This window comes from Flavobacterium algoriphilum, from assembly GCF_048158655.1.
Lineage (GTDB): Bacteria > Bacteroidota > Bacteroidia > Flavobacteriales > Flavobacteriaceae > Flavobacterium > Flavobacterium algoriphilum.
Genome location: NZ_JBLNKY010000001.1, coordinates 125773 through 146059 on the forward strand (window position 1 = coordinate 125773; position 20287 = coordinate 146059).

12 protein-coding genes are annotated in these 20287 nt (G+C 34.8%); 8 read left to right on the plus strand and 4 right to left on the minus strand.

Going from position 1 to position 20287, the window contains the following annotated elements; translation table 11 throughout:
• Genes ACM55G_RS00530 through ACM55G_RS00540 form a run of 3 tightly spaced genes read right to left on the minus strand, consistent with a single transcriptional unit; the run spans position 1 to position 5643 of the window.
• Complete coding sequence (locus ACM55G_RS00530; RefSeq protein WP_416841947.1) at positions 1–1062, minus strand: SusE domain-containing protein; 1062 nt, start codon at positions 1060–1062, stop codon at positions 1–3.
• A gap of 23 nt (positions 1063–1085) precedes the next feature.
• Entirely contained in the window at positions 1086–2675 is a 1590-nt protein-coding gene (locus tag ACM55G_RS00535; protein ID WP_416841948.1) for a RagB/SusD family nutrient uptake outer membrane protein, read from the minus strand.
• Positions 2676–2691: 16 nt separating this feature from the next.
• Positions 2692–5643 (minus strand): SusC/RagA family TonB-linked outer membrane protein, encoded by a 2952-nt coding sequence (locus ACM55G_RS00540; RefSeq protein WP_416841949.1) that lies wholly within the window; start codon positions 5641–5643, stop codon positions 2692–2694.
• Between the two features lie 230 nt (positions 5644–5873).
• Here ACM55G_RS00540 and ACM55G_RS00545 point away from each other — a divergent pair, with 230 nt between their 5' ends.
• The 6 genes from ACM55G_RS00545 to ACM55G_RS00570 all read left to right on the plus strand — a co-directional run bounded on the left by ACM55G_RS00545 (position 5874) and on the right by ACM55G_RS00570 (position 15458).
• Positions 5874–6899, plus strand: a complete 1026-nt coding sequence (locus ACM55G_RS00545; RefSeq protein ID WP_416841950.1) for a LacI family DNA-binding transcriptional regulator — start codon at positions 5874–5876, stop codon at positions 6897–6899.
• Positions 6900–7089: 190 nt separating this feature from the next.
• Complete coding sequence (locus tag ACM55G_RS00550) at positions 7090–8610, plus strand: MFS transporter (RefSeq protein WP_416841951.1); 1521 nt, start codon at positions 7090–7092, stop codon at positions 8608–8610.
• The gene (gene pgmB, locus ACM55G_RS00555; protein WP_416841952.1) at positions 8603–9262 is read left to right on the plus strand and encodes a beta-phosphoglucomutase; all 660 of its coding nucleotides are present in this window, start codon (positions 8603–8605) and stop codon (positions 9260–9262) included. Before ACM55G_RS00550 ends, pgmB begins: the two co-directional genes overlap by 8 nt.
• A gap of 76 nt (positions 9263–9338) precedes the next feature.
• The gene (locus tag ACM55G_RS00560; RefSeq protein WP_416841953.1) at positions 9339–11642 is read left to right on the plus strand and encodes a glycoside hydrolase family 65 protein; all 2304 of its coding nucleotides are present in this window, start codon (positions 9339–9341) and stop codon (positions 11640–11642) included.
• Positions 11643–11873: 231 nt separating this feature from the next.
• Positions 11874–13679, plus strand: a complete 1806-nt coding sequence (locus tag ACM55G_RS00565) for a glycoside hydrolase family 13 protein (RefSeq protein WP_416841954.1) — start codon at positions 11874–11876, stop codon at positions 13677–13679.
• A gap of 123 nt (positions 13680–13802) precedes the next feature.
• The gene (locus ACM55G_RS00570; RefSeq protein WP_416841955.1) at positions 13803–15458 is read left to right on the plus strand and encodes an alpha-amylase family glycosyl hydrolase; all 1656 of its coding nucleotides are present in this window, start codon (positions 13803–13805) and stop codon (positions 15456–15458) included.
• 73 nt (positions 15459–15531) lie between these two features.
• On the opposite strand, the gene ACM55G_RS00575 is transcribed toward ACM55G_RS00570, so the two are convergent.
• Positions 15532–18240: a M16 family metallopeptidase gene (locus tag ACM55G_RS00575; RefSeq protein WP_416841956.1), complete on the minus strand. Its 2709-nt coding sequence runs from the start codon at positions 18238–18240 to the stop codon at positions 15532–15534.
• Between the two features lie 157 nt (positions 18241–18397).
• Here ACM55G_RS00575 and ACM55G_RS00580 point away from each other — a divergent pair, with 157 nt between their 5' ends.
• Positions 18398–19075, plus strand: a complete 678-nt coding sequence (locus ACM55G_RS00580; RefSeq protein ID WP_416841958.1) for a glycerophosphodiester phosphodiesterase — start codon at positions 18398–18400, stop codon at positions 19073–19075.
• Complete coding sequence (locus ACM55G_RS00585; RefSeq protein ID WP_416841959.1) at positions 19072–20280, plus strand: BaiN/RdsA family NAD(P)/FAD-dependent oxidoreductase; 1209 nt, start codon at positions 19072–19074, stop codon at positions 20278–20280. The genes ACM55G_RS00580 and ACM55G_RS00585 overlap by 4 nt, the downstream gene beginning before the upstream one ends.
• Positions 20281–20287 lie beyond the last annotated feature (7 nt).

Sequence of the window (20287 nt, forward strand, 5' to 3'; positions counted from 1 at the left end):
CTAGTTTTTTGTAAGCGAATATTTGTAATTTCTAGGAGAGCTTAAATCTAAGGTAATGGTATAATTTCCAGCAGAAGGAACTTTGATGTTATCGCTATTCAATTCTAATGTTCCATCAGCACCCTTATCACCATAATTAATGTCCCAAGCATTGTTGGCTCTAAATTTCATCTCTTTTTGAGTAAGATTTGCAGTAAGAGTCCATACTTTAGCTGTTTTGTTGTAAGTCATAGCAGTACTATTGTCCCATCCTCCAGGAGTTCCATCTCCAATGATTCCCCATAAAGTTGCTGTTGCTTTGTATGTTAATTTCTCTGTATCAACTACAATTTGATAATAACCAGCAGTTGGAATTTTAAAATTAGCTCCCTTCGGATCTAAAGTTCCAACAGTTGCTCCAGCACCAAATTCACCCTTCCATTCCGGAAAGCTTGTAAACTTATATTCAGCGTTAGCATCATTAAAATTAATATATCCTTCAAAATCTACTTTACCAAATCCTGAAGCAGAAAGTTGAGGAGACGTAGCGGGATCCCAATCTTTAGGATAACCTGAAGCAGCAGCATAACCACCAGGAACCCATAATTTAGGATTTTCTGTGGTGTAAGCGGTAACAACAATCCCTATTACACTAGAATACATGGCAGGTAAAGTTCCGGCAGTAGCTTTCACTCTCACTTCAAATTCAATTGGAGAAAAAGGAGTCGCTTTTAATACCAATGCAGCTCCATTCATAGACTCTACAGAAACAGAAACTTGATTTTCCGAAGGCAATGCACTTCCTATTTCTTTAGGCGTTTTAAATCCATTTCCTTTTTTATCCATTTCAACTACATAATTCACTTGAACATCTCCACCAAAATTAGCTGATTTCCAAGTAAAACGTTCTGCTTGTGCAGTAGCATTTTCTGGTTTTAACACATATCCAGCACCCGCGGTTGGAGCAGTCAACATTGGAGAATTTATTCCTTCGATAACAGGTCTGTCTTGTACATCTTCAACGCTGCAAGACAAAGCAACTACTGCAAATAAAGCAATTATTGATTTAGTTATATTTTTCATTTTTATTAATTTTTTAAAATTATTTAATATCCTGGGTTTTGTCGTAATTTATTATTTGATGCTAACGCTGTAGCAGGAATTGGAAACAAATCTCTAAACGCTTGCGTTGGAGATCCACCAGCAGATCCACCTTTGAAAGGCCATAAGTAGCTTCCGCCAGAAAATTTACCAAAACGAACTAAATCCGTTCTTCTTTGTCCTTCCCAGTGCAACTCTCTAGCTCTTTCATCAAGAATAAAATTTAAGGTTAATTCACCTTGAGTTACCGTAGCTCCTTTGGCTCTTGTACGCAATGCATTAACATACGTTACTGCAGTAGGAAGTGTTCCGCCCGCTCCTCTAACAGCACATTCAGCATACATTAAATACGCATCCGCTAAACGGAAAATTGGAAAATCAGAATCAGAGAAATTCCCTGCTTTATCTGAACCTTGTTTCCCATTCACATCAACATTTTTAAATTTTTGAATGGCATATCCATCGGTAAAAGATCCAATGTTTTTGATTTCTTTAGTTTGCCCGTTAGTGTAAAATTTCCCACGTGTATCCGTTGTATTGGGTGTAAATTTATCGACAAAGGCAGCAGTTGTTCTAATTCCAGCCCATCCACCATTAATTCCAAATTCACTTGCATTCATACTTCCTCCTACTGCCGCATGCGTCAAGAAAGTCGTTCCTCCATAAGTTTGGGTATGAATACCATCAAAACCTATAGCAAATATGAATTCGTTTTGAGCACCGTTCTTGTCATTATCAGCAAAAAACAATTGGTTGTAATTGGTATGCAAAGCATATCCTGATCCAATCACTTTAGTGATTAATGGGACTGCACCTGCGTAGTTATCGGTTCCAATATATACCTTAGCATTCATATACAATTTCGCCTGTAGCATCCAAGCCGCAGCTTGATCTACACGATAGGCTTCGTTTGTTTTTGGCACTTTCAATTCACTAGAAATTGCTGTTAATTCCTCATCAACAAACTTGTATAGTTCTGCTCTAGTAGCATATTCCGGATAAAAGAATGTGCTTGGAGAATTTTCAGTAACTAAAGATCCACCACCAAACATATCGATTAAGTGCCAATACGTCAATGCTCTTAAGAAACGTGCTTCTGCTCTGTAGGTTTTAATTTCTGCTATTAAACCCGCATCAAGACCTCTAGAAGCTAATTTCTCATCCGTAGTTTGTCTTAAAAACTCATTACAGTTTACAATTTGAAAAGAGAACCGTGCAAAAGTAGCTGTGATAAAACGGTCCAAAGAAGTCCATGTTTGAGAATGAAGATCTTTAATAGTTCCATCATTCCACCCAATAACTGCTTCGTCTGTAGTCAATTCTTGCATTAACCAAAATCCTCTGATATACTGACTTTCTCCTTCATCAATTCCGGAGATATCTGGAGATCCAGCTGCAGTTTGACCTGAAGTGGCAAATCCTGCATATAATTTAGCTAGATTTTGTTTGTACGATTCTGGGGTGCTAAAAAACTGCTCTCCCGGAATGGCATTGACACTCTCAGGAGCTTGGCTCAAATCATTTGTACAGGAAGGGAATGCCATCACCAACAGTAACAAAGAAATACCCAATAATTTTATTTTTGTCTTTTTCATTTTCTTGTTATTTGTATTAGAAATTAACGTTTAAACCTAACGTAAAAGTAATTGGTCTTGGGTATAAATTGTTATCAATACCACCCGAAATTTCAGGATCTATACCGGTGTAATCCGTAAACAACAAAACATTTTGAGCTCCTAATGTTAGTTTAACTAACGAAGTAGCATTTGCTTTTTGATTAAAAGTATAGCCAACACTTACGTTGTCTAGTCTAATAAACGAAGCGTCTTGAATGTAATAATCCGATTCGAATCTTTTTGTATCCTGAGTAGTAAATCCCGTTTCTAAAAGATTGGCAACACCATTAGACAAATCCGTCTCTCTTATTAATATATTTTGGGAAGAGCCCTTACTCGAATCTACGTTGTTGTAATTGTAATTACCCCACGATCCTCTCCAAGTCATTGCCATATCAAAATTTTTATATACTAAATTTGTATTCAAACCGAAAAAAACATCAGCAGCTGGTTTATGAAAACGGTATTTATCTTGCTCCGTAATAAGACCATCTTGGTTTCTGTCAATGTAGACACCATCAATAGGTTTTGCATCGGCTCCGTAGGCTTGTTCATACACATAATAAGAATTAGGAGAATAACCCACCTGGTGATTTTGTATGGTATTTCCAGTAGCTCCTGCATAACCACCTACATTAATGCCGGGAGTGTTGTCTAAAACTGTTGTCAGTTTAGTGATTTTAGAATCTTGAAACGTTACATTTCCTCCTAAACTCCATTCAAAATTATCCGTTTTAAAAGGCACTATTTCAGCAGCCAATTCGATTCCTTTATTTTCTATTGTTCCAATGTTATAATTGTCATAATTAGAGAATCCAAAAAATGATGGGTTCTGTGTGTACAATAATAGATCTTTTGTAGTTCTCTGATATAAATCAACACTACCATTGATTCTGTTATTTAAAAAACCATAATCAAGACCCACATTAGCGGTTGTAGTCTCTTCCCATTTCAGGTTACTGTTGTAAGGTTGTGGTCTAAATGTATTGTAAAATGCATTCCCAAATTGATATTGAGCAGCACTGTTAGACACTAAATACAATGGAATAGAAGGATAGCTTACTCCAATATCTTGTTGTCCAGTTACTCCCCATCCTCCTCTAATTTTTAAAGTAGATACACTAGCCACATCTTTCAAAAAGCTCTCTTCGTTTACTTTCCACGCTACAGCTACAGCTGGGAAATTTGCCCAACGATTCGATTCCGTAAATCTTGAAGTACCATCGCGTCTGTAAGACAAGGTTAATAAATATTTATCAGCGATTGAAATATTAGTTCTGGCAAAAAAGGACTGCAAGTTTACACGTGATGGGAATGACACCACATCAACAGTTGTTTTATTTTCAAAATTATAAGAAGAACCACCATTTGTATCTCTAAAATCCTGATACGAATACCCTCCAGTTACATCAAAAACAGTATTAATCGACTCTACTTTTTTGTTGTAATTCAAATACAAATCCATTAATTTATTGAATCTTGAATTTGTATTTTCATACGTATTATTGAATCCAGATCCTGGAACTCCATTTAAATACTTAGCATCCGTATTACCATAAGATCTACCTCTTAATTCATCATAACCAAAATTAGCTACTGCTTTCAACTCTGGCAAAAAATGTAGTTTATACTCTGTTTGGATATTTCCAATGCTTCTATATGAGGTTCCGTAGTTATTTTGTTGCTCAATTAATGATAGTGGATTTCTACCAGCCAATTGATTTAGTTCTTCCTTTCCATTATTGATGGAATACCATTCGTAATAATTACCATCAGATGCTCTTGTGACTCTTTGTGTTGGATCATAACTAATTGCTGCGCCAATTGCACCACGATTACTATAATTATTTTTTAGTAAAGACGTGTTATTGTTTACTTCAATTTTCAAATGATTGTCTAGAAAATTTCCGGTTACATTAACTCCTAAAGTTGATCTTTCCAAGTTATCTCTTTTCAGTATACCATTCAAATTAGTATATCCTACAGAAGCTCTGTACACTATTTTATCCACTCCACCACTCAATGCGATATTGTGATCTGTACCAATAGCGGTTCTAAAAATCTCATCTTGCCAATCTGTATCTGCATTGCCCATCAAAGCTTGTTGAGCAGGCGTCCCATTTGCATTGACAAAAGCTCTAAATTGAGTACTTGACAAAGCATCCACTTTATCTACTATTTCAGATACTTGAAAATTTCCATTATAATTTACTTTCATCTCACCAGCTTTACCTCTTTTAGTGGTAATGATAATTACCCCGTTTGATGCACGAGAACCATAAATAGCAGTAGCCGAAGCATCTTTCAATACTGATATTGATTCGATGTTATTCTGATTGATAGTTGTCAATGGATTTCTACCACCAGTTATACCACCTGCAGCAACAGGCACACCATCAATCACATATAAAGGATCGTTGTTTGCAGATAAAGAAGATCCACTTCTAATTCTAATAGTTGCCCCTTCTCCTGGAGATCCACCTCCATTGATGATTTGCAATCCAGCAACCTTTCCTTGGATCATTTGATCCGCAGAAGTTACAGGCCCTTTATTAAAATCTTTTGCTGTCAAAACGGTCACTGCACCTGTAGCATCTTTCTTTTTAACTGTTCCGTAACCTACTTGGATTACAACTTCTTTTAATTGATTAGCATCTTCTTCTAAAGAAACGTTTAATGATTTTTGGGCAGCATAATCCACAACAATATTTTTATATCCGATATAAGAAAACACGACTTTATCGCCTCTCTTAACATTTGACAACTGATATTTACCATCAAAATCTGTTGAAACACCATTTACGGCACCTTGTACATTTACATTTACTCCCGGAATTGGCTGTCCTGATGCTTTGTCAAGAACAACACCATTAAGAGTATTCTGAGCAAGAATACTAAAAGGCAGTAACAGTAATAAAAATAACAACTTTTTATAAATTGTTTTCATACTTTTTGTTTAAATTAATTTGAATTTTGATTGTTTAAGTTTTAATTTTACTTCGAATTTCAAAATTAAGTAAATATTAACATGTCCGACAGCAGTACTTTTCAATTAACTTACGAAAACGTGATAGTGTTGAAAACTTTGTGTTTTACAGTGACATTTACTGAGAAAATTACAATAAATAAAAAAAAATCTTACCTTTATTACGAATTAAATAGTGCAACAGTATTAACATGAAAAGAAAAGTCACCCTTAAACAAATTGCAAAAGAGCTTGACGTATCCATTTCAACAGTTTCAAAATCGCTTAGGAACAGTCCCGAAATAGGGGAAGAAACTAGACTAAAAGTTCAGGCATTTGCCAAATTCTACCATTACAAACCCAACAATATTGCACTCAGTTTAAAAAACAGAAAAACAAAAACTATTGGGATCATTATTCCGGAAATAGTGCATCATTTTTTTTCAACCGTTATTAATGGAATCGAACAGGTTGCAAATGAAAACGGGTACAGCGTCATCATCTGTTTGTCAGATGATTCCTTTGATAAAGAAGTACTTAATATGGAAATGCTTGCTAACGGGAGTATCGACGGATTCATTATGTCGCTTTCAAAAGAAACCCAATTCAAAGGTGATTTTCATCATATTACGGAAGTTATCGATCAAGGAATGCCCGTTGTAATGTTTGACAGAGTTACCAATGAAATTCTTTGCGACAAAGTAATAATAGACGACAAACTTGCCGCATACGAAGCAGTTCAAAGTCTAATTGATAAAGGAAGAAAAAAAATCGCTCTTGTTACAACTGTTGATTATGTAAGCGTAGGCAAACTCCGAACTGATGGTTACGTAAAGGCCTTATTAGACAATGACATACCATTCGATGAGAACCTAATCATTAAAATTGAAAATGTAGACACTTGCGAAATCACCATTGGAAAATTATTGGAAGATAAAGCCATTGATGCCGTATTTGCAGTCAATGAACTTTTTGCAGTAACTATAATTAAAACTGCCAATAAAATAGGACTCAATGTCCCTCAAGATTTGGCTGTAATTGCCTTCACAGACGGAATCATTTCTAAATATTCTACACCAACCATCACAACTGTAAGTCAAAGTGGAATAAAAATGGGAAATCGAGCAGCAAAAATGCTTATAGAAAGATTAGAAGCAGAGCAGGAGGAAGAGGATGAAGAAAACTATAAAACAGAAGTTATTGAAACCCATTTAATCGAAAGAGAATCTACCAATTAACAAACCGTATTCTCTAATTTATTCATTACTACAACCTTGTAGTTACTAATCTTTTACTTTATTTGTTTCTAAAAAGTAAAAGATTAGAATAAATTTTTATATTTACCCCTCAAAGCTTTTACTTTTACTTCGAAAATAAGATAAGTTTTGATAAGCAAAGCGCTTATCGTATAATAATTAAATTACGATAATGGAAAAGCGTAAATTAAGTTTCTGGCAAATTTGGAACATGAGTTTCGGTTTCTTAGGAATCCAATTTGGTTTTGCACTGCAAAACGCAAACACTTCAAGAATTTTTGAAACATTAGGTGCAAAAGTTGATGAAATCCCTATTTTATGGATTGCAGCTCCTGTAACCGGTTTGATAATCCAACCGATAATTGGTTATTTTAGTGATCGAACTTGGACAAAATTAGGCCGACGCAGACCATATTTTTTGGTCGGTGCTATTTTATCGTCGGTGGCTTTATTTATAATGCCCAATTCCCCATCTTTATGGATCGCCGCAGGAACTTTATGGATGATGGATGCGTCTATCAACATTTCGATGGAACCTTTTCGCGCCTTTGTAGGCGATAATCTACCCGAAAATCAGCGTACTTTAGGTTTTGCCATGCAGAGTTTTTTCATTGGACTGGGTGCCGTTGTTGGTTCGTTACTCCCTTATGTTTTTACGAACGTTTTTGGTGTAAGCAATACTGCAGCAGAAGGAATTATTCCTGATTCCGTAAAATGGTCCTTCTATATAGGAGGAATTGTTTTTTTATTGGCGGTACTGTGGACTATTTTTAAATCTACTGAATATTCTCCCGAAGAATTACAAGCTTTTGAACAAAAGGATAAGGATTCTAAAGATGTAGCTCCAATTGAAAAAGAGTCTGAAACTAAAGCTAATATCAAAAGACAATTCAATTTAGGATTTGTAATGACTTTATTAGGAAGCGTCATTTCGTTTATTATTTACGAAAATGAACTTACTAAAGAACTATATATTTTATTTGTCGGATTAATTTTTATTGGTATTTTATTCATGCTTACTGCCAGACTTAGAATAGTTCAAATAAAAAATGGATTCACCATCATCATGACCGATTTACTGAACATGCCCACCACAATGAAAAAATTGGCTTGGGTTCAATTCTTTTCCTGGTTTGCGCTTTTCTCCATGTGGATTTACACTACGCAAGCCGTTACCCAACATATTTTTGGAACAACGGATACCACTTCAAAAGTATATAATGACGCTGCTGACTGGGTATCTGTACTTTTCACTGTTTATAACGGAGTAGCCGCTGCTGTTGCTTTCTTATTACCGGTAATTGCAAAAAAAGTGGGAGTTCGATCCACACATTTATTGGCCCTATGCTCTGGTGGTGTAGGACTGCTTTCTATTTATTTTATTGGAGATAAATATTTATTACTAATTCCAATGTTTGGAGTTGGTATTGCATGGGCTAGTATTTTATCAATGCCTTATGCTATGTTATCGGGTGCTTTACCAGCTGCAAAAATGGGCTATTACATGGGCGTTTTTAACTTTTTTGTAGTTATTCCTCAAATTGTAGCCGCAACCATCTTAGGTTTTATTGTCAAACAATTTTTTCACAACGAACCTATTTACGCATTATTAATTGGCGGCGTATCGATGATATTTGCCGGATTACTTACACTTAGAGTAAACAACAGAACAAAAATTGAAATTCATGAATAATAAAAAAGCATTCATATTTGACCTCGACGGAGTGATTGTAGACACCGCAAAATATCATTATTTAGCTTGGCAAAAAATCGCAAATGAATTAAATATTGATTTCACACTGGAACATAACGAATTATTAAAAGGAGTCAGCCGTGTGCGTTCTTTGGATATTATATTAGAATTAGGAAAAGTGGAAGCTTCGCAAGAAGACAAGGACAAATGGTTATTTCAAAAAAACGAGGATTATTTATCCTATTTGGTTGATATGAACGAAAGCGAAATACTTCAGGGAGTTTTTCCCGTTTTGAAGTTTCTTAAAGAAAAAGGTCAACCGATCGCATTGGGTTCTGCCAGTAAAAATGCCAGACCAATTTTAGAAAAAACAGGAATACTATCCTATTTTGATGCTATTGTAGATGGAAATGATGTTACCAATGCTAAACCAGATCCAGAAGTTTTCCTGATTGCAGCTAAATTATTAAATATAAATCCTGAAGACGCTATTGTTTTTGAAGATTCAGTTGCTGGTGTTCAAGCGGCAAATATTGGAAAAATGACGAGTATAGGAATTGGTTCAGCAACGGTGCTGCACGAAGCAAAATACATCTTTAACAATTTTACGGAAATAGACACCAACTTCATAGAAGATTTAATTAAAGAATAGAGTCTAAAAGAAACAAGATTCAAAAAAGTAAAAAAAAGATTGTCTTCGCATCACAACAATTTTTAAATTAGAAAAAATGAACCAAGATTATATAAAACCAGACAACTGGTCTATCATAGAAGAAGGATTTGATGTAGAAAGTGTGAAATCATCTGAGAGCCTGTTCAGTATTGGTAACGGTGCCATGGGGCAACGTGCTAATTTTGAAGAAACCTATACTGGAAAAACATTCCAGGGAAGTTATATTGCAGGAATTTATTATCCCGATAAAACCAAAGTAGGATGGTGGAAAAACGGTTATCCGGAATATTTTGCCAAGGTATTAAATGCCCCAAACTGGATTGGAATCGACATCGAAATCAACGGAGAAAAACTGGATTTGAATACCTGTTCCGAAATCAAAAACTTTCGCCGTGAATTGAACATGAAAGAAGGTTGGTACAATCGTTCTTTTGAAGCGACTTTAAAAAATGGAACGGAAATTTCGGTAAACATTCGTCGTTTTCTTTCTATAGTTTTGGATGAAGTTGGAATTATTAATTACGAAATTATTCCCTTAAACAAAGATTCAAAAATAATTTACAAACCGTATATTGACGCTGGTGTAACCAATGAAGATGCAAACTGGGAAGAAAAATTCTGGGAACCGCTTGACGTGAAAAAATCTATAAATGAAGCTTTTGTAACGGCTCAAACGTTTAAAACACATTTCAAAGTAACTACTTTCATGCAAAATAGTATTTTGTCTAATGACGAAAAAACAGCTATTTCTCCTTCCAATATTGATGCAACTTCCGATAAAATTCAATTCAGTTATGATGTAATTGTGGCTCAAGGACAAAAATCATCCATCCAAAAAATTGGTGGTTATACCGTTTCATTGAATCATGAAAATACAATTACCGCTGCGGAGAAAGTGATTCAATCTGCGTTAGGAAAAGGATACAATCAAATGTTGCAAGACCAAATCGATGCTTGGGCAAAAATTTGGGAAATGTCAGATATTACAATTGATGGCGATGTAAAAGCACAGCAAGGAATTCGTTTCAATATTTTTCAGTTAAACCAAACCTATTTAGGAAAAGATTCCCGTTTAAATATTGGACCAAAAGGATTTACCGGAGAAAAATACGGCGGATCGACTTATTGGGATACCGAAGCCTACTGCATTCCGTTTTACATGGCTACCAAAGATCAAGAAGTAGCTCGAAATTTATTGACCTACCGCTACAATCAATTGGACAAAGCCATTGAAAACGCTGCCAAATTAGGATTTACTAACGGAGCGGCTTTGTACCCAATGGTAACCATGAATGGCGAAGAATGTCATAACGAATGGGAAATTACTTTTGAAGAAATTCATAGAAATGGAGCCATCGCATTTGCCATTTATAACTTTTACAGATACACTGGCGACTATAGTTATATCCCTGAAAAAGGACTGGAAGTATTAATAGGAATCGCTCGTTTTTGGCATCAAAGAGCCAATTTTTCGACTAATTTAAACCAATACGTAATTCTTGGTGTTACAGGTCCAAACGAATATGAAAACAACGTAAACAATAATTTCTACACCAATTATATTGCCAAATGGTGTCTGGAATATACCTACGAACAAATTCAAAAAGTGTCTTTAGAATATCCTTCGGATCATAAAAGAATTTCTGAAAAAGTAAAAATCTCGGATTCCGAATTACAATCTTGGAAAAAAGTTTCGGATAATATGTACTTCCCTTTTTCGGAAGAACATAATGTATACTTGCAACAAGACGGTTTCTTAGACAAAGAATTAGTTCGAGTAGCTGATTTAGACAAAAGCCAAAGACCAATCAATCAAAAATGGTCTTGGGACAGAATTTTGCGTTCTCCATATATCAAACAAGCCGATGTTTTACAGTGTTTCTATTTCTTCGAAGATCATTTTTCGAAAGACGAACTAAAAAATAATTTTGAGTTTTACGAATCATTTACGGTTCATGAAAGTTCACTTTCGCCTTGTGTGCATTCGATCCAGGCCGCTTTATTAGACAAAATGGATATGGCGTATACCTTCTATTTGAGAACTTCCCGTCTTGATTTAGATGATTACAATAAAGAAGTGGAAGAAGGGTGTCATATTACATCTATGGCCGGAACCTGGATGAGTATCGTGGAAGGTTTTGGCGGAATGAGAATTAAAGAAGACAAACTTCATTTTTCTCCAAAAATTCCAAAAGAATGGAACGCATATTCCTTTAAAATCAACTTTAGAAATCAAATTCTGACAGTAGCTATTAATCATGAGGAAACCATTTTCTCAATTGATGGTAATAAAGAATTAGCGATAATAGTGAATGGCAAGAACGTAGTAGTTACTACTGAAAATGCAGTTACGGTATAAAAGACAATTGTTAGAACTTGTAGTTACTCTATCATTTGACCCTGAACCTTGTTTGGTTCACAAACAATCCCAATAAATATTGGGATTGTTTAATTGATTAGCACGCTCTAAAGTCTTTTGGCCATTGCAAATTTAACAGCTATAAAAAAATATTAAATAACAAATAAAATCGGTTCGTTTCCGTTTATAAATATGTGCTTACTAAAAAAAATAACCTTATTCCTGTTTTTTATGTCTTTAACTTCAAATGCTCAAATTGACAGAGTTGAACCGCCATTTTGGTATGCGGGCATGAAAAATCCAGAATTGCAAATTATGTTTTACGGTAAAAACATAGCAGAATACCAAGTTACGGTTTCTAATGCTATTAAAATCACAACTATTAAAAGGACAGAAAATCCTAACTATATTTTTGTTACCATTGATACAAAAAAAGTATCGGCTACTGATTTAATTTTTACTTTCAAGAGTAACAATAAAGGATCGTTCACGCAAAAATATACTTTAAAGAAAAGAAGAGATAATTCAGCGCAACGCAAAAGTTACGATGCTTCGGATATGATCTATTTACTGATGCCGGATCGTTTTGCAAATGGAAACAGGAATAACGATAGCGAAAACGCCACCACAGAAAAATACAATCGCGAATTACCCGTAGGAAGACATGGTGGCGATATTGAAGGGATTATAAAAAACCTGGATTACATTTCCTCATTGGGCGCAACAACGATATGGAGTACGCCACTTTGCGAAGACAATGATGCTGCGTTTTCTTATCATACTTATGGTCAATCTGATGTTTATAAAATAGATCCACGTTACGGGACTAATGAAGATTATGTACGATTGTCTTCTGAAATGCATAAGAAAAACATGAAATTAGTGATGGATTATGTGACTAATCATTGGGGAATTGAACACTGGATGATGAAAGATTTACCAACCCGTGAATGGATCAATCAATTTGATAAATATACCCAAACCAATCATAAAAGAACCGTTATTCACGATACGCATGCGGCAAAAATTGATACAGAAACATGCCTTAATGGTTGGTTTGCCTCATCAATGCCTGATTTAAACCTGTCAAATCCTTTGGCCTTAAAATACTTGATTCAAAATGCAATTTGGTGGATTGAATATGCTGATTTGGATGGATTTAGAGTAGATACGTTTAATTATTCCGACCCAAAAGGAATTGCAAAATGGACAAAATCGGTTACTGATGAATACCCAAATTTCAATATTGTAGGTGAAGTTTGGATGCAAAGTCAGGCACAGATATCCTATTGGCAAAAAGACAGCCCAATAAGTAAAATACAAGACTACAATTCCAATTTACCAAGTGTAATGGATTTCACCCTATTTGAGGCAACCAGTAAAGTATTCAATGAGGATGACGGTTCTTGGGACAAAGGGATGATCAAATTGTATGATAATTTCAGCAATGACTTTCTTTATCCCAACACCAACAATATGTTGATTTTTGTCGAAAATCATGATACCAATCGTTTTAATCAGACTTATGGTAATGATATCAGAAAATATAAAATGGCAATGGCTTTAATGGCAACAGTTCGCGGAATTCCACAATTATACTACGGCAGTGAAATTGGCATGGCTGGTGACAAAGGAAAAGGCGATGCTGATATTCGCCAAGACTTTCCAGGTGGTTGGGAAGGTGATAAAAACAATGCGTTTATCAAAGAAGGAAGAACCACGGGACAAAGTGACTATTTTGATTACACATCTAAATTATTTAATTGGAGAAAAACAAAATCGGCAATCCATTTTGGGAAGATGACACATTACATTCCTGAAAACAATGTTTATGTTTATTTTAGGTATAATACTACTGAAACTGTTATGGTTCTCATGAACAACAGCAATGAAACTCATACCATAAATATGAATCGTTTTAAAGAAAACATCAAAGATTTTAAAACCGGAAAAGATGTAATTTCAGAATTAACATTTGATATTACAACCGACATACTAATTGAACCAAAATCGGTTTTGATTTTAGAACTGAAGTAATTTAAATCCTGTAAGGCATATAACAAAATATAAAAGTTCAAAGAAAAAGTAATAATCACTCAAACTTAAATGAACTTATAATTCTTATATGTTTCAAAAAAATCAATCATTTAATTATAAAAAATGAAAAAATATTCAATTCCGTTTTTACTATTAACCATAACAATTTTAAGCAGTTGTTCCAGTACAAAAACTGTTTCTGAGAGTGCTAAAACGCCTTTCGTTTGGGAAGGAGCGAATGTTTATTTCCTAATGACAGACCGTTTTAATAATGGTGATGCTGCAAATGACATAAGCTTAAACCGGACCAAAACAGCAGGAAAACTTCGTGGATTTGAAGGCGGTGACATCAAAGGAATTTCGGAAAAAATTGACGAAGGCTATTTTGACAAACTGGGAATCAATGCCATCTGGTTTACACCAATAGTGGAACAAATTCACGATGGCGTAGATGAAGGAACGGGATTAAGTTATGGATTCCATGGGTATTGGGCCAGAGATTGGACAAACTTGGACCCTAATTTTGGAACCAAAGAAGATTTGGCTGCACTGGTCGAAAAAGCGCATGCACACGGAATCAGAATTATTCTTGATGGTGTGATCAATCATACCGGACCGGTAACGGCTGAGGATACGGTTTGGCCGAATGACTGGGTAAGAACGGGACCAACATGTGATTACAAATCATTTGTGAATACTACCGTTTGTACTTTGGTCGCAAATCTTCCGGATGTAAAAACAGAGAGCAATCAAGATGTCGCTTTACCTCCTTTTTTAATCGAAAAATGGAAAAAAGAAGGACGTTACGAACAAGAAATAAAAGAATTAGATGCGTTTTTTGCTCGTACAGGTTATCCGAGAGCCCCAAAATATTACATCATCAAATGGTTGACCGATTATATTGCCGATTACGGAATTGACGGCTACCGAGGCGATACTGTGAAACACACTGAGGAAACGGTTTGGGCTGATTTCAAATCCCAATGCAACTATGCCTTTACAACTTGGAAGAAAAATAATCCGACAAAAGTTTTAGACAACAATTCTTTTTACACCATTGCGGAAGTTTATAATTATGGAATCAGCGGTGGGCAAACTTTCGATTTTGGAGATAAAAAAGTAAACTATTACCAAAATGGATTCAATAACATGATCAATTTCGAATTCAAATGGGATGCTCAAAAAGATTATGAATTTATATTTTCCAAGTATTCTGACAAGTTGAATAATGAACTGAAAGGATATAGTGTTTTAAACTATTTATCTTCGCATGATGATGGTGGACCATTTGATGCAAAACGTGTCAAAAGTGAAGAAGCAGGGACAAAATTATTACTGAGTCCAGGACTTTCACAAGTCTATTATGGTGATGAATCTGCGCGTTCATTAGTAGTTGAAGGAACTCAAGGCGACGCAACCTTGCGTTCGTTTATGAATTGGGATGCCATTCAAACGAACCCGGAAACACAAAAAACATTGCTGCATTGGCAAAAATTAGGTCAATTCAGAAAAAATCATCCTTCTGTAGGAGCCGGAATTCATAAGCAAATTTCACCTAAACCCTATACTTTTAGTAGAGCTTTTACTAAAGGAAGTTATTCTGATGCTGTAGTCATTGGTCTGGATTTACCGATTGGTAAAAAAGAACTCGCCGTCGGTTCCGTTTTTAAAGATGGAGCTAAAGTAAGAGATGCATATTCTGGAAAAACAAAAATTGTTTCTGACGGAAAAGTTTCATTTGACACTGATTTTTCATTATTATTAATTGAAAATCAGTAATATTTAGATTTTTATTTTCATAAAAAAGGGATTGTCTAAATTTAGACAATCCCTTTTTTATGAAAAACAATCTTTATTTTTTGGTAAAATCTCCAGCGTAAATTAATACTAACTTTTTCCTATCAAAATAGTTTCTCAAAGCTGCATTTACTTTATCTACATTCAACGCTTTTACTTTATTTTCATAGTCCGAATAATCCGTAAACGTTTTATTTTGATCTAAATATTCTCTTAATTGCCGAACTAAAAACTCATCGGTTCCAAGCATTGTTTGTCGCTGTTGCAACCACGATTTTAGTGAAGCATCAAATTCTACTTTTGTAAAACCCTTATCCAATGCTTTCTGAATTTCGTCTTTCAAGGCATTGTCTAATTTATCTTTAAACAATGGATTAAAGAAAGCGTAAACGCCCCAGCTACCTGTCTTGTCAATACCACTTCCGGAAACAAAAGAACCCGCACCATAACTCATCCCCTCTGCTTCACGCAACCTTTGCGGTATTCTGGAAGAAAGAAAACCACCTCCAAGCAATTCATTGGCCATATCGACGGCTGGATAATCCGGTTCGTTGATACCAATATTCAAATTAATTTTCCCAATAACAGCGGCATTGGTTTTGTCATTCACCTGAATTGTTTTATCCACCGATTTCACATCAAAATATTGCGTGGCAATTCTTGAATAAAGCTCTTTTGAATTCCAATTATCCAAAGTTTTAGTCATAAATTCTTTGATACTTTTTTTATCGATTCCACCTACAAATGAAGTGATACTATTATTTCCGTTATAGAAATCTTCGTAATACTTTTTCACGTCATCCAGTGTGATTTTACTTAATTCAACTAATTCTTCATCAACTGTTTTTGAATAATAGGGATGCGATCTTGGATACAATGCAGTTTCTTTCTCAACAGCTTCGCTGGCTAGTGACTGTGGTTCATTTTTGGAGGATTCCAACTCACTTTTAGTTTCTAATTTCATTTTTTCAAATTCAGAAGCATCAAATAACGGATTCCTTAAAATATCATCAACAAGAATTAAAGCCTTGTTTAAATTCTCTTTATCAGTACTCAATCTCAAATACATTCTATCCACAGTTGCTTGTAAACTCAAATTAATTTTATATTGATCTAATTGGTCATTAATGACACTTTTACTTCTTGTCTTCGTACCTAATTTAAGCATTTTGGCAGTTAAGTTAGCTATTAGATCTTTCCCTTCAAGTGCTTTTATATTTCCTATTCGAAGCATAATTCGGGCTTCAATTTTATTTCCTTTGGAAGGTTTTTCAAGTAATGCATATTTTCCTCCTGATGCTAATTTTCCTATTTCTGTCATTTTTAAAATATTACCGACAGAGGTCTCAAAAGTAGCCTTATTCATCTCTAAAGCTTTCCCTCTATATTCTTTTGTAAGAGCTGTAATGTCAGGAGTATCACTTACTTTTACACGTTCTGTATTATTTTCAGGCAGGAATCTTCCCCAGGTTCGGTTGCTTTGTAAATAATATTTTTTGGCAACATTTTGAATATCGGCAAGTGTCAATTTTTCAACATTATCTCTATCAATAAAGAATAAACGCCAATCTCCTGCACCAATATTTTCTGTCAATGCAATACTTAAATTGATTGTTTTATTGTAAGTGTTTTCAAATTGTTTCAACAATTCATTTTTGGCTCTTTTCAAATCATCTTCCGTGAATATGATTTTTGGAACGGCATTCATAGTTTGAAGAAAAGCATTTTGAGCCATTGTTAAATCTTTATCTTTAGGGATTTCACATTGAAAATAACTAAAACCGGGATCTCTCAAAGTCCTGGTATAGCCATACACACTAGTTGCAAGTTTCGTTTCGATCAAAGCTTTATACAAAACACCCGAAGGATTATTGGAAAGAATTGAAATCAAAGCATTGTTGGCAGCATATTCTTTGTCCGAAAAACTGGGCGTATGATACGCCATTGCTACATACTGAATATCGCCGTTTCTTTTTAACTCCACAAAACGCTCTCCATCTTGGGCTGGTTCTACAGTATAAGTTTGTTCAATAATTTGGTTGGATTTCGGGATAATCGCAAAATACTTTGAAATCAAATCCAATGTTTTCTTTTCATCAAATTTTCCCCCAACTATTAGTGTCGCATTATTGGGCTGATAGTATTTTTTGTAGAAGTTTTTAAGAGAAGATGCCTGAACTCTTTCGATATCTTCTTTGCTTCCTATCGTCGAATTCCCATAATTGTGCCATAAAAAAGCCGATGAAATAATCCTTTCTTCCAGAACACTCGAAGTAGAATTCTCCCCTATTTCAAACTCATTTCTAACTACCGAAAATTCAATGTCTAAATCCGATTGCAAAATAGAAGATGTTACCATTCTATCCGCTTCCATTTCTAATGCCCAATTTAAATTTTCGTCTGTAGCAGGTAGAATTTCATAATAATTTGTTCTATCACTCCAAGTAGTCCCATTTGCTATTGCTCCTTTATCGGCAATCGCTTTTTTTATTTCACTAAATTTTGACGAACGTTTAAACAACATATGTTCCAATAAATGGGCCATTCCAGTTTCGCCATACCCTTCATGTCTTGAACCTACATTATATACAATATTCACTACAACATTAGATAGTGCGGCATCAGGAATCAAAAGAATTCTTAGCCCATTTGGTAAGCTATATTCTTTAATTCCTTCAACTGAAGTAACTAACTTTGGTATCTGTGCAAAACTTGTCTCTAGAAACAATCCTATAAAAAGAATCGCCAAAATACTTTTTTTCATAAATGGTTGTTTTTAAGCTGGTTCAAAACTATTGTTTTTAAATTTTAATGTAAATATCTTATTATTCTTTCATTAACCCGTTTTTTTTTTATAAAAATCAACATTTTAAAGCTTTAACTTAAAAAATTGTTCTTTTTTTGTAATGAAAAAACACTCCATGAAAAAGATTGGTCATCGTGGCGTCAAAGGTTATGAACCGGAGAATACATTAGTTTCTTTCCAAAAAGCATTAGACATGCATTTAGATGGGATTGAACTCGATGTACATCTTAGTTCGGATGATGAATTAATGGTTATCCATGATGAAACAATTGACAGAACGACTAATGGAAAAGGTTTTGTAAATAAACTATCTTTGCGCGAATTGAAGACTTTTCGAATTGAGGACAAGCACCAAATTCCAACGCTCAAAGAAGTATTTGATTTGGTAAACCAAAACTGTTTTATCAATATTGAATTAAAAAAATATGATACCGCAGAGAAAGTCGTTTCACTCATCGAAAAATTTGTTGTTAAAAAAGAGTGGAAATACGACCGCTTTTTGGTCTCCAGTTTTGATTGGAATGCCTTACAGCAAGTGGTATTTTTGAATGATAAAATTCCAATTGGCGTTTTAACAGAAACTAATCTCGATTTAGCTCAGGCTTTCGCCAAATTTATTCAGGCGGAATCCATCCATCCTCATTTTCATTTATTGACAAAGGAAAATACAGCACAAATGCAGAAAAAAGGATTGCAGGTTTTCCCTTGGACCATTAATGAAATAGAAGACATACAAAAAATAAAAGCATTCAACGTAAACGGAATCATCACTGATTTCCCAAATAGAATATGAACCAGAATTTCGATATAATAATAGTTGGCGGAGGCGCAGCAGGTTTTTTTACGGCAATTAATATTGTAGAAAAAAATCCAAAGTTGAAAGTAGCCATTTTAGAACGCGGTACCGAAGTACTGAACAAAGTTCGCATTTCCGGCGGCGGAAGATGTAACGTAACGCACGCTTGTTTTGAGCCTAATGAATTGGTGAAATTTTATCCGCGCGGAGAAAAAGAATTACGAGGTCCTTTTCATCAGTTTTGTTCCGGCGATACGATTGAATGGTTCGAGAAACATGGGGTAGAATTAAAAATTGAAGCAGACGGACGCATGTTTCCAGTTTCGAATTCCTCGCAAACGATAATTGATTGTTTCCTGAAAGCCACACAAAAACTGGGAATTGCTGTGCTTACGGGACAAAGTGTACAATCCATTTTTAACAAAGAAAACACATGGAAAATAGAAACCCAAACTGAAAATTATCTTGCCGAAAAACTAATTCTAGCCACAGGAAGTAATCCTAAAGTATGGGAAATGCTACAAAATTTTGGACATGCGGTTGTCAGTCCGGTCCCTTCCCTATTCACTTTCAACATTAAAGATGCAAGAATAAAAGAATTACCCGGAGTTGCGGCACAAGTTACCGTAAAAGTAAAAGACACCAAACTCACATCAACAGGGCCTTTATTGATCACACATTGGGGAATGAGCGGTCCGGCGATTTTGAAATTATCCGCTTGGGGTGCTCGAATCTTGCATGACAAAAATTATCAGTTTACCATTTTCATAAATTGGCTTAATGATGCTGACAAGGAAGATATTGAAAAAAAATTAAAAGAATTAAAACAAGAACACGCTAAGAAATCAGTTTCAAAAAAATCTCCTTTCGAGTTAACAAACCGATTGTGGGAAAGTTTAGTACTCACTTCAGGAATAGAAACTGAAACTAAATGGGCTGATTTATCAAAAATTCAATTGCAGAATCTTGCGAATCAACTCACGAATGGCACTTTTCAAGTGAATGGAAAAAGTACGTTTAAAGAAGAATTTGTAACTGCGGGTGGAATCGATTTAAAAGAAATCAATTTCAAAACCATGGAAAGCAAATTAAACGAAAACCTTTATTTTGCTGGGGAAATCGTCAATATAGACGCCATTACTGGTGGATTTAATTTCCAAAATGCTTGGACAAGCGGGTTTATTCTTGCAAACAACATATAAAAAAAGC

What these genes read in the sequence shown, in the direction of transcription:
- pgmB (WP_416841952.1), top strand. Translation starts at nt 8,603, where the DNA reads ATGAATAATAAAAAAGCATTCATATTTGACCTCGACGGAGTGATTGTA.
- ACM55G_RS00540 (WP_416841949.1), bottom strand. Translation starts at nt 5,643, where the DNA reads ATGAAAACAATTTATAAAAAGTTGTTATTTTTATTACTGTTACTGCCT.
- ACM55G_RS00575 (WP_416841956.1), bottom strand. Translation starts at nt 18,240, where the DNA reads ATGAAAAAAAGTATTTTGGCGATTCTTTTTATAGGATTGTTTCTAGAG.
- ACM55G_RS00545 (WP_416841950.1), top strand. Translation starts at nt 5,874, where the DNA reads ATGAAAAGAAAAGTCACCCTTAAACAAATTGCAAAAGAGCTTGACGTA.
- ACM55G_RS00560 (WP_416841953.1), top strand. Translation starts at nt 9,339, where the DNA reads ATGAACCAAGATTATATAAAACCAGACAACTGGTCTATCATAGAAGAA.
- ACM55G_RS00535 (WP_416841948.1), bottom strand. Translation starts at nt 2,675, where the DNA reads ATGAAAAAGACAAAAATAAAATTATTGGGTATTTCTTTGTTACTGTTG.
- ACM55G_RS00550 (WP_416841951.1), top strand. Translation starts at nt 7,090, where the DNA reads ATGGAAAAGCGTAAATTAAGTTTCTGGCAAATTTGGAACATGAGTTTC.
- ACM55G_RS00580 (WP_416841958.1), top strand. Translation starts at nt 18,398, where the DNA reads ATGAAAAAGATTGGTCATCGTGGCGTCAAAGGTTATGAACCGGAGAAT.
- ACM55G_RS00530 (WP_416841947.1), bottom strand. Translation starts at nt 1,062, where the DNA reads ATGAAAAATATAACTAAATCAATAATTGCTTTATTTGCAGTAGTTGCT.
- ACM55G_RS00570 (WP_416841955.1), top strand. Translation starts at nt 13,803, where the DNA reads ATGAAAAAATATTCAATTCCGTTTTTACTATTAACCATAACAATTTTA.
- ACM55G_RS00585 (WP_416841959.1), top strand. Translation starts at nt 19,072, where the DNA reads ATGAACCAGAATTTCGATATAATAATAGTTGGCGGAGGCGCAGCAGGT.
- ACM55G_RS00565 (WP_416841954.1), top strand. Translation starts at nt 11,874, where the DNA reads ATGTCTTTAACTTCAAATGCTCAAATTGACAGAGTTGAACCGCCATTT.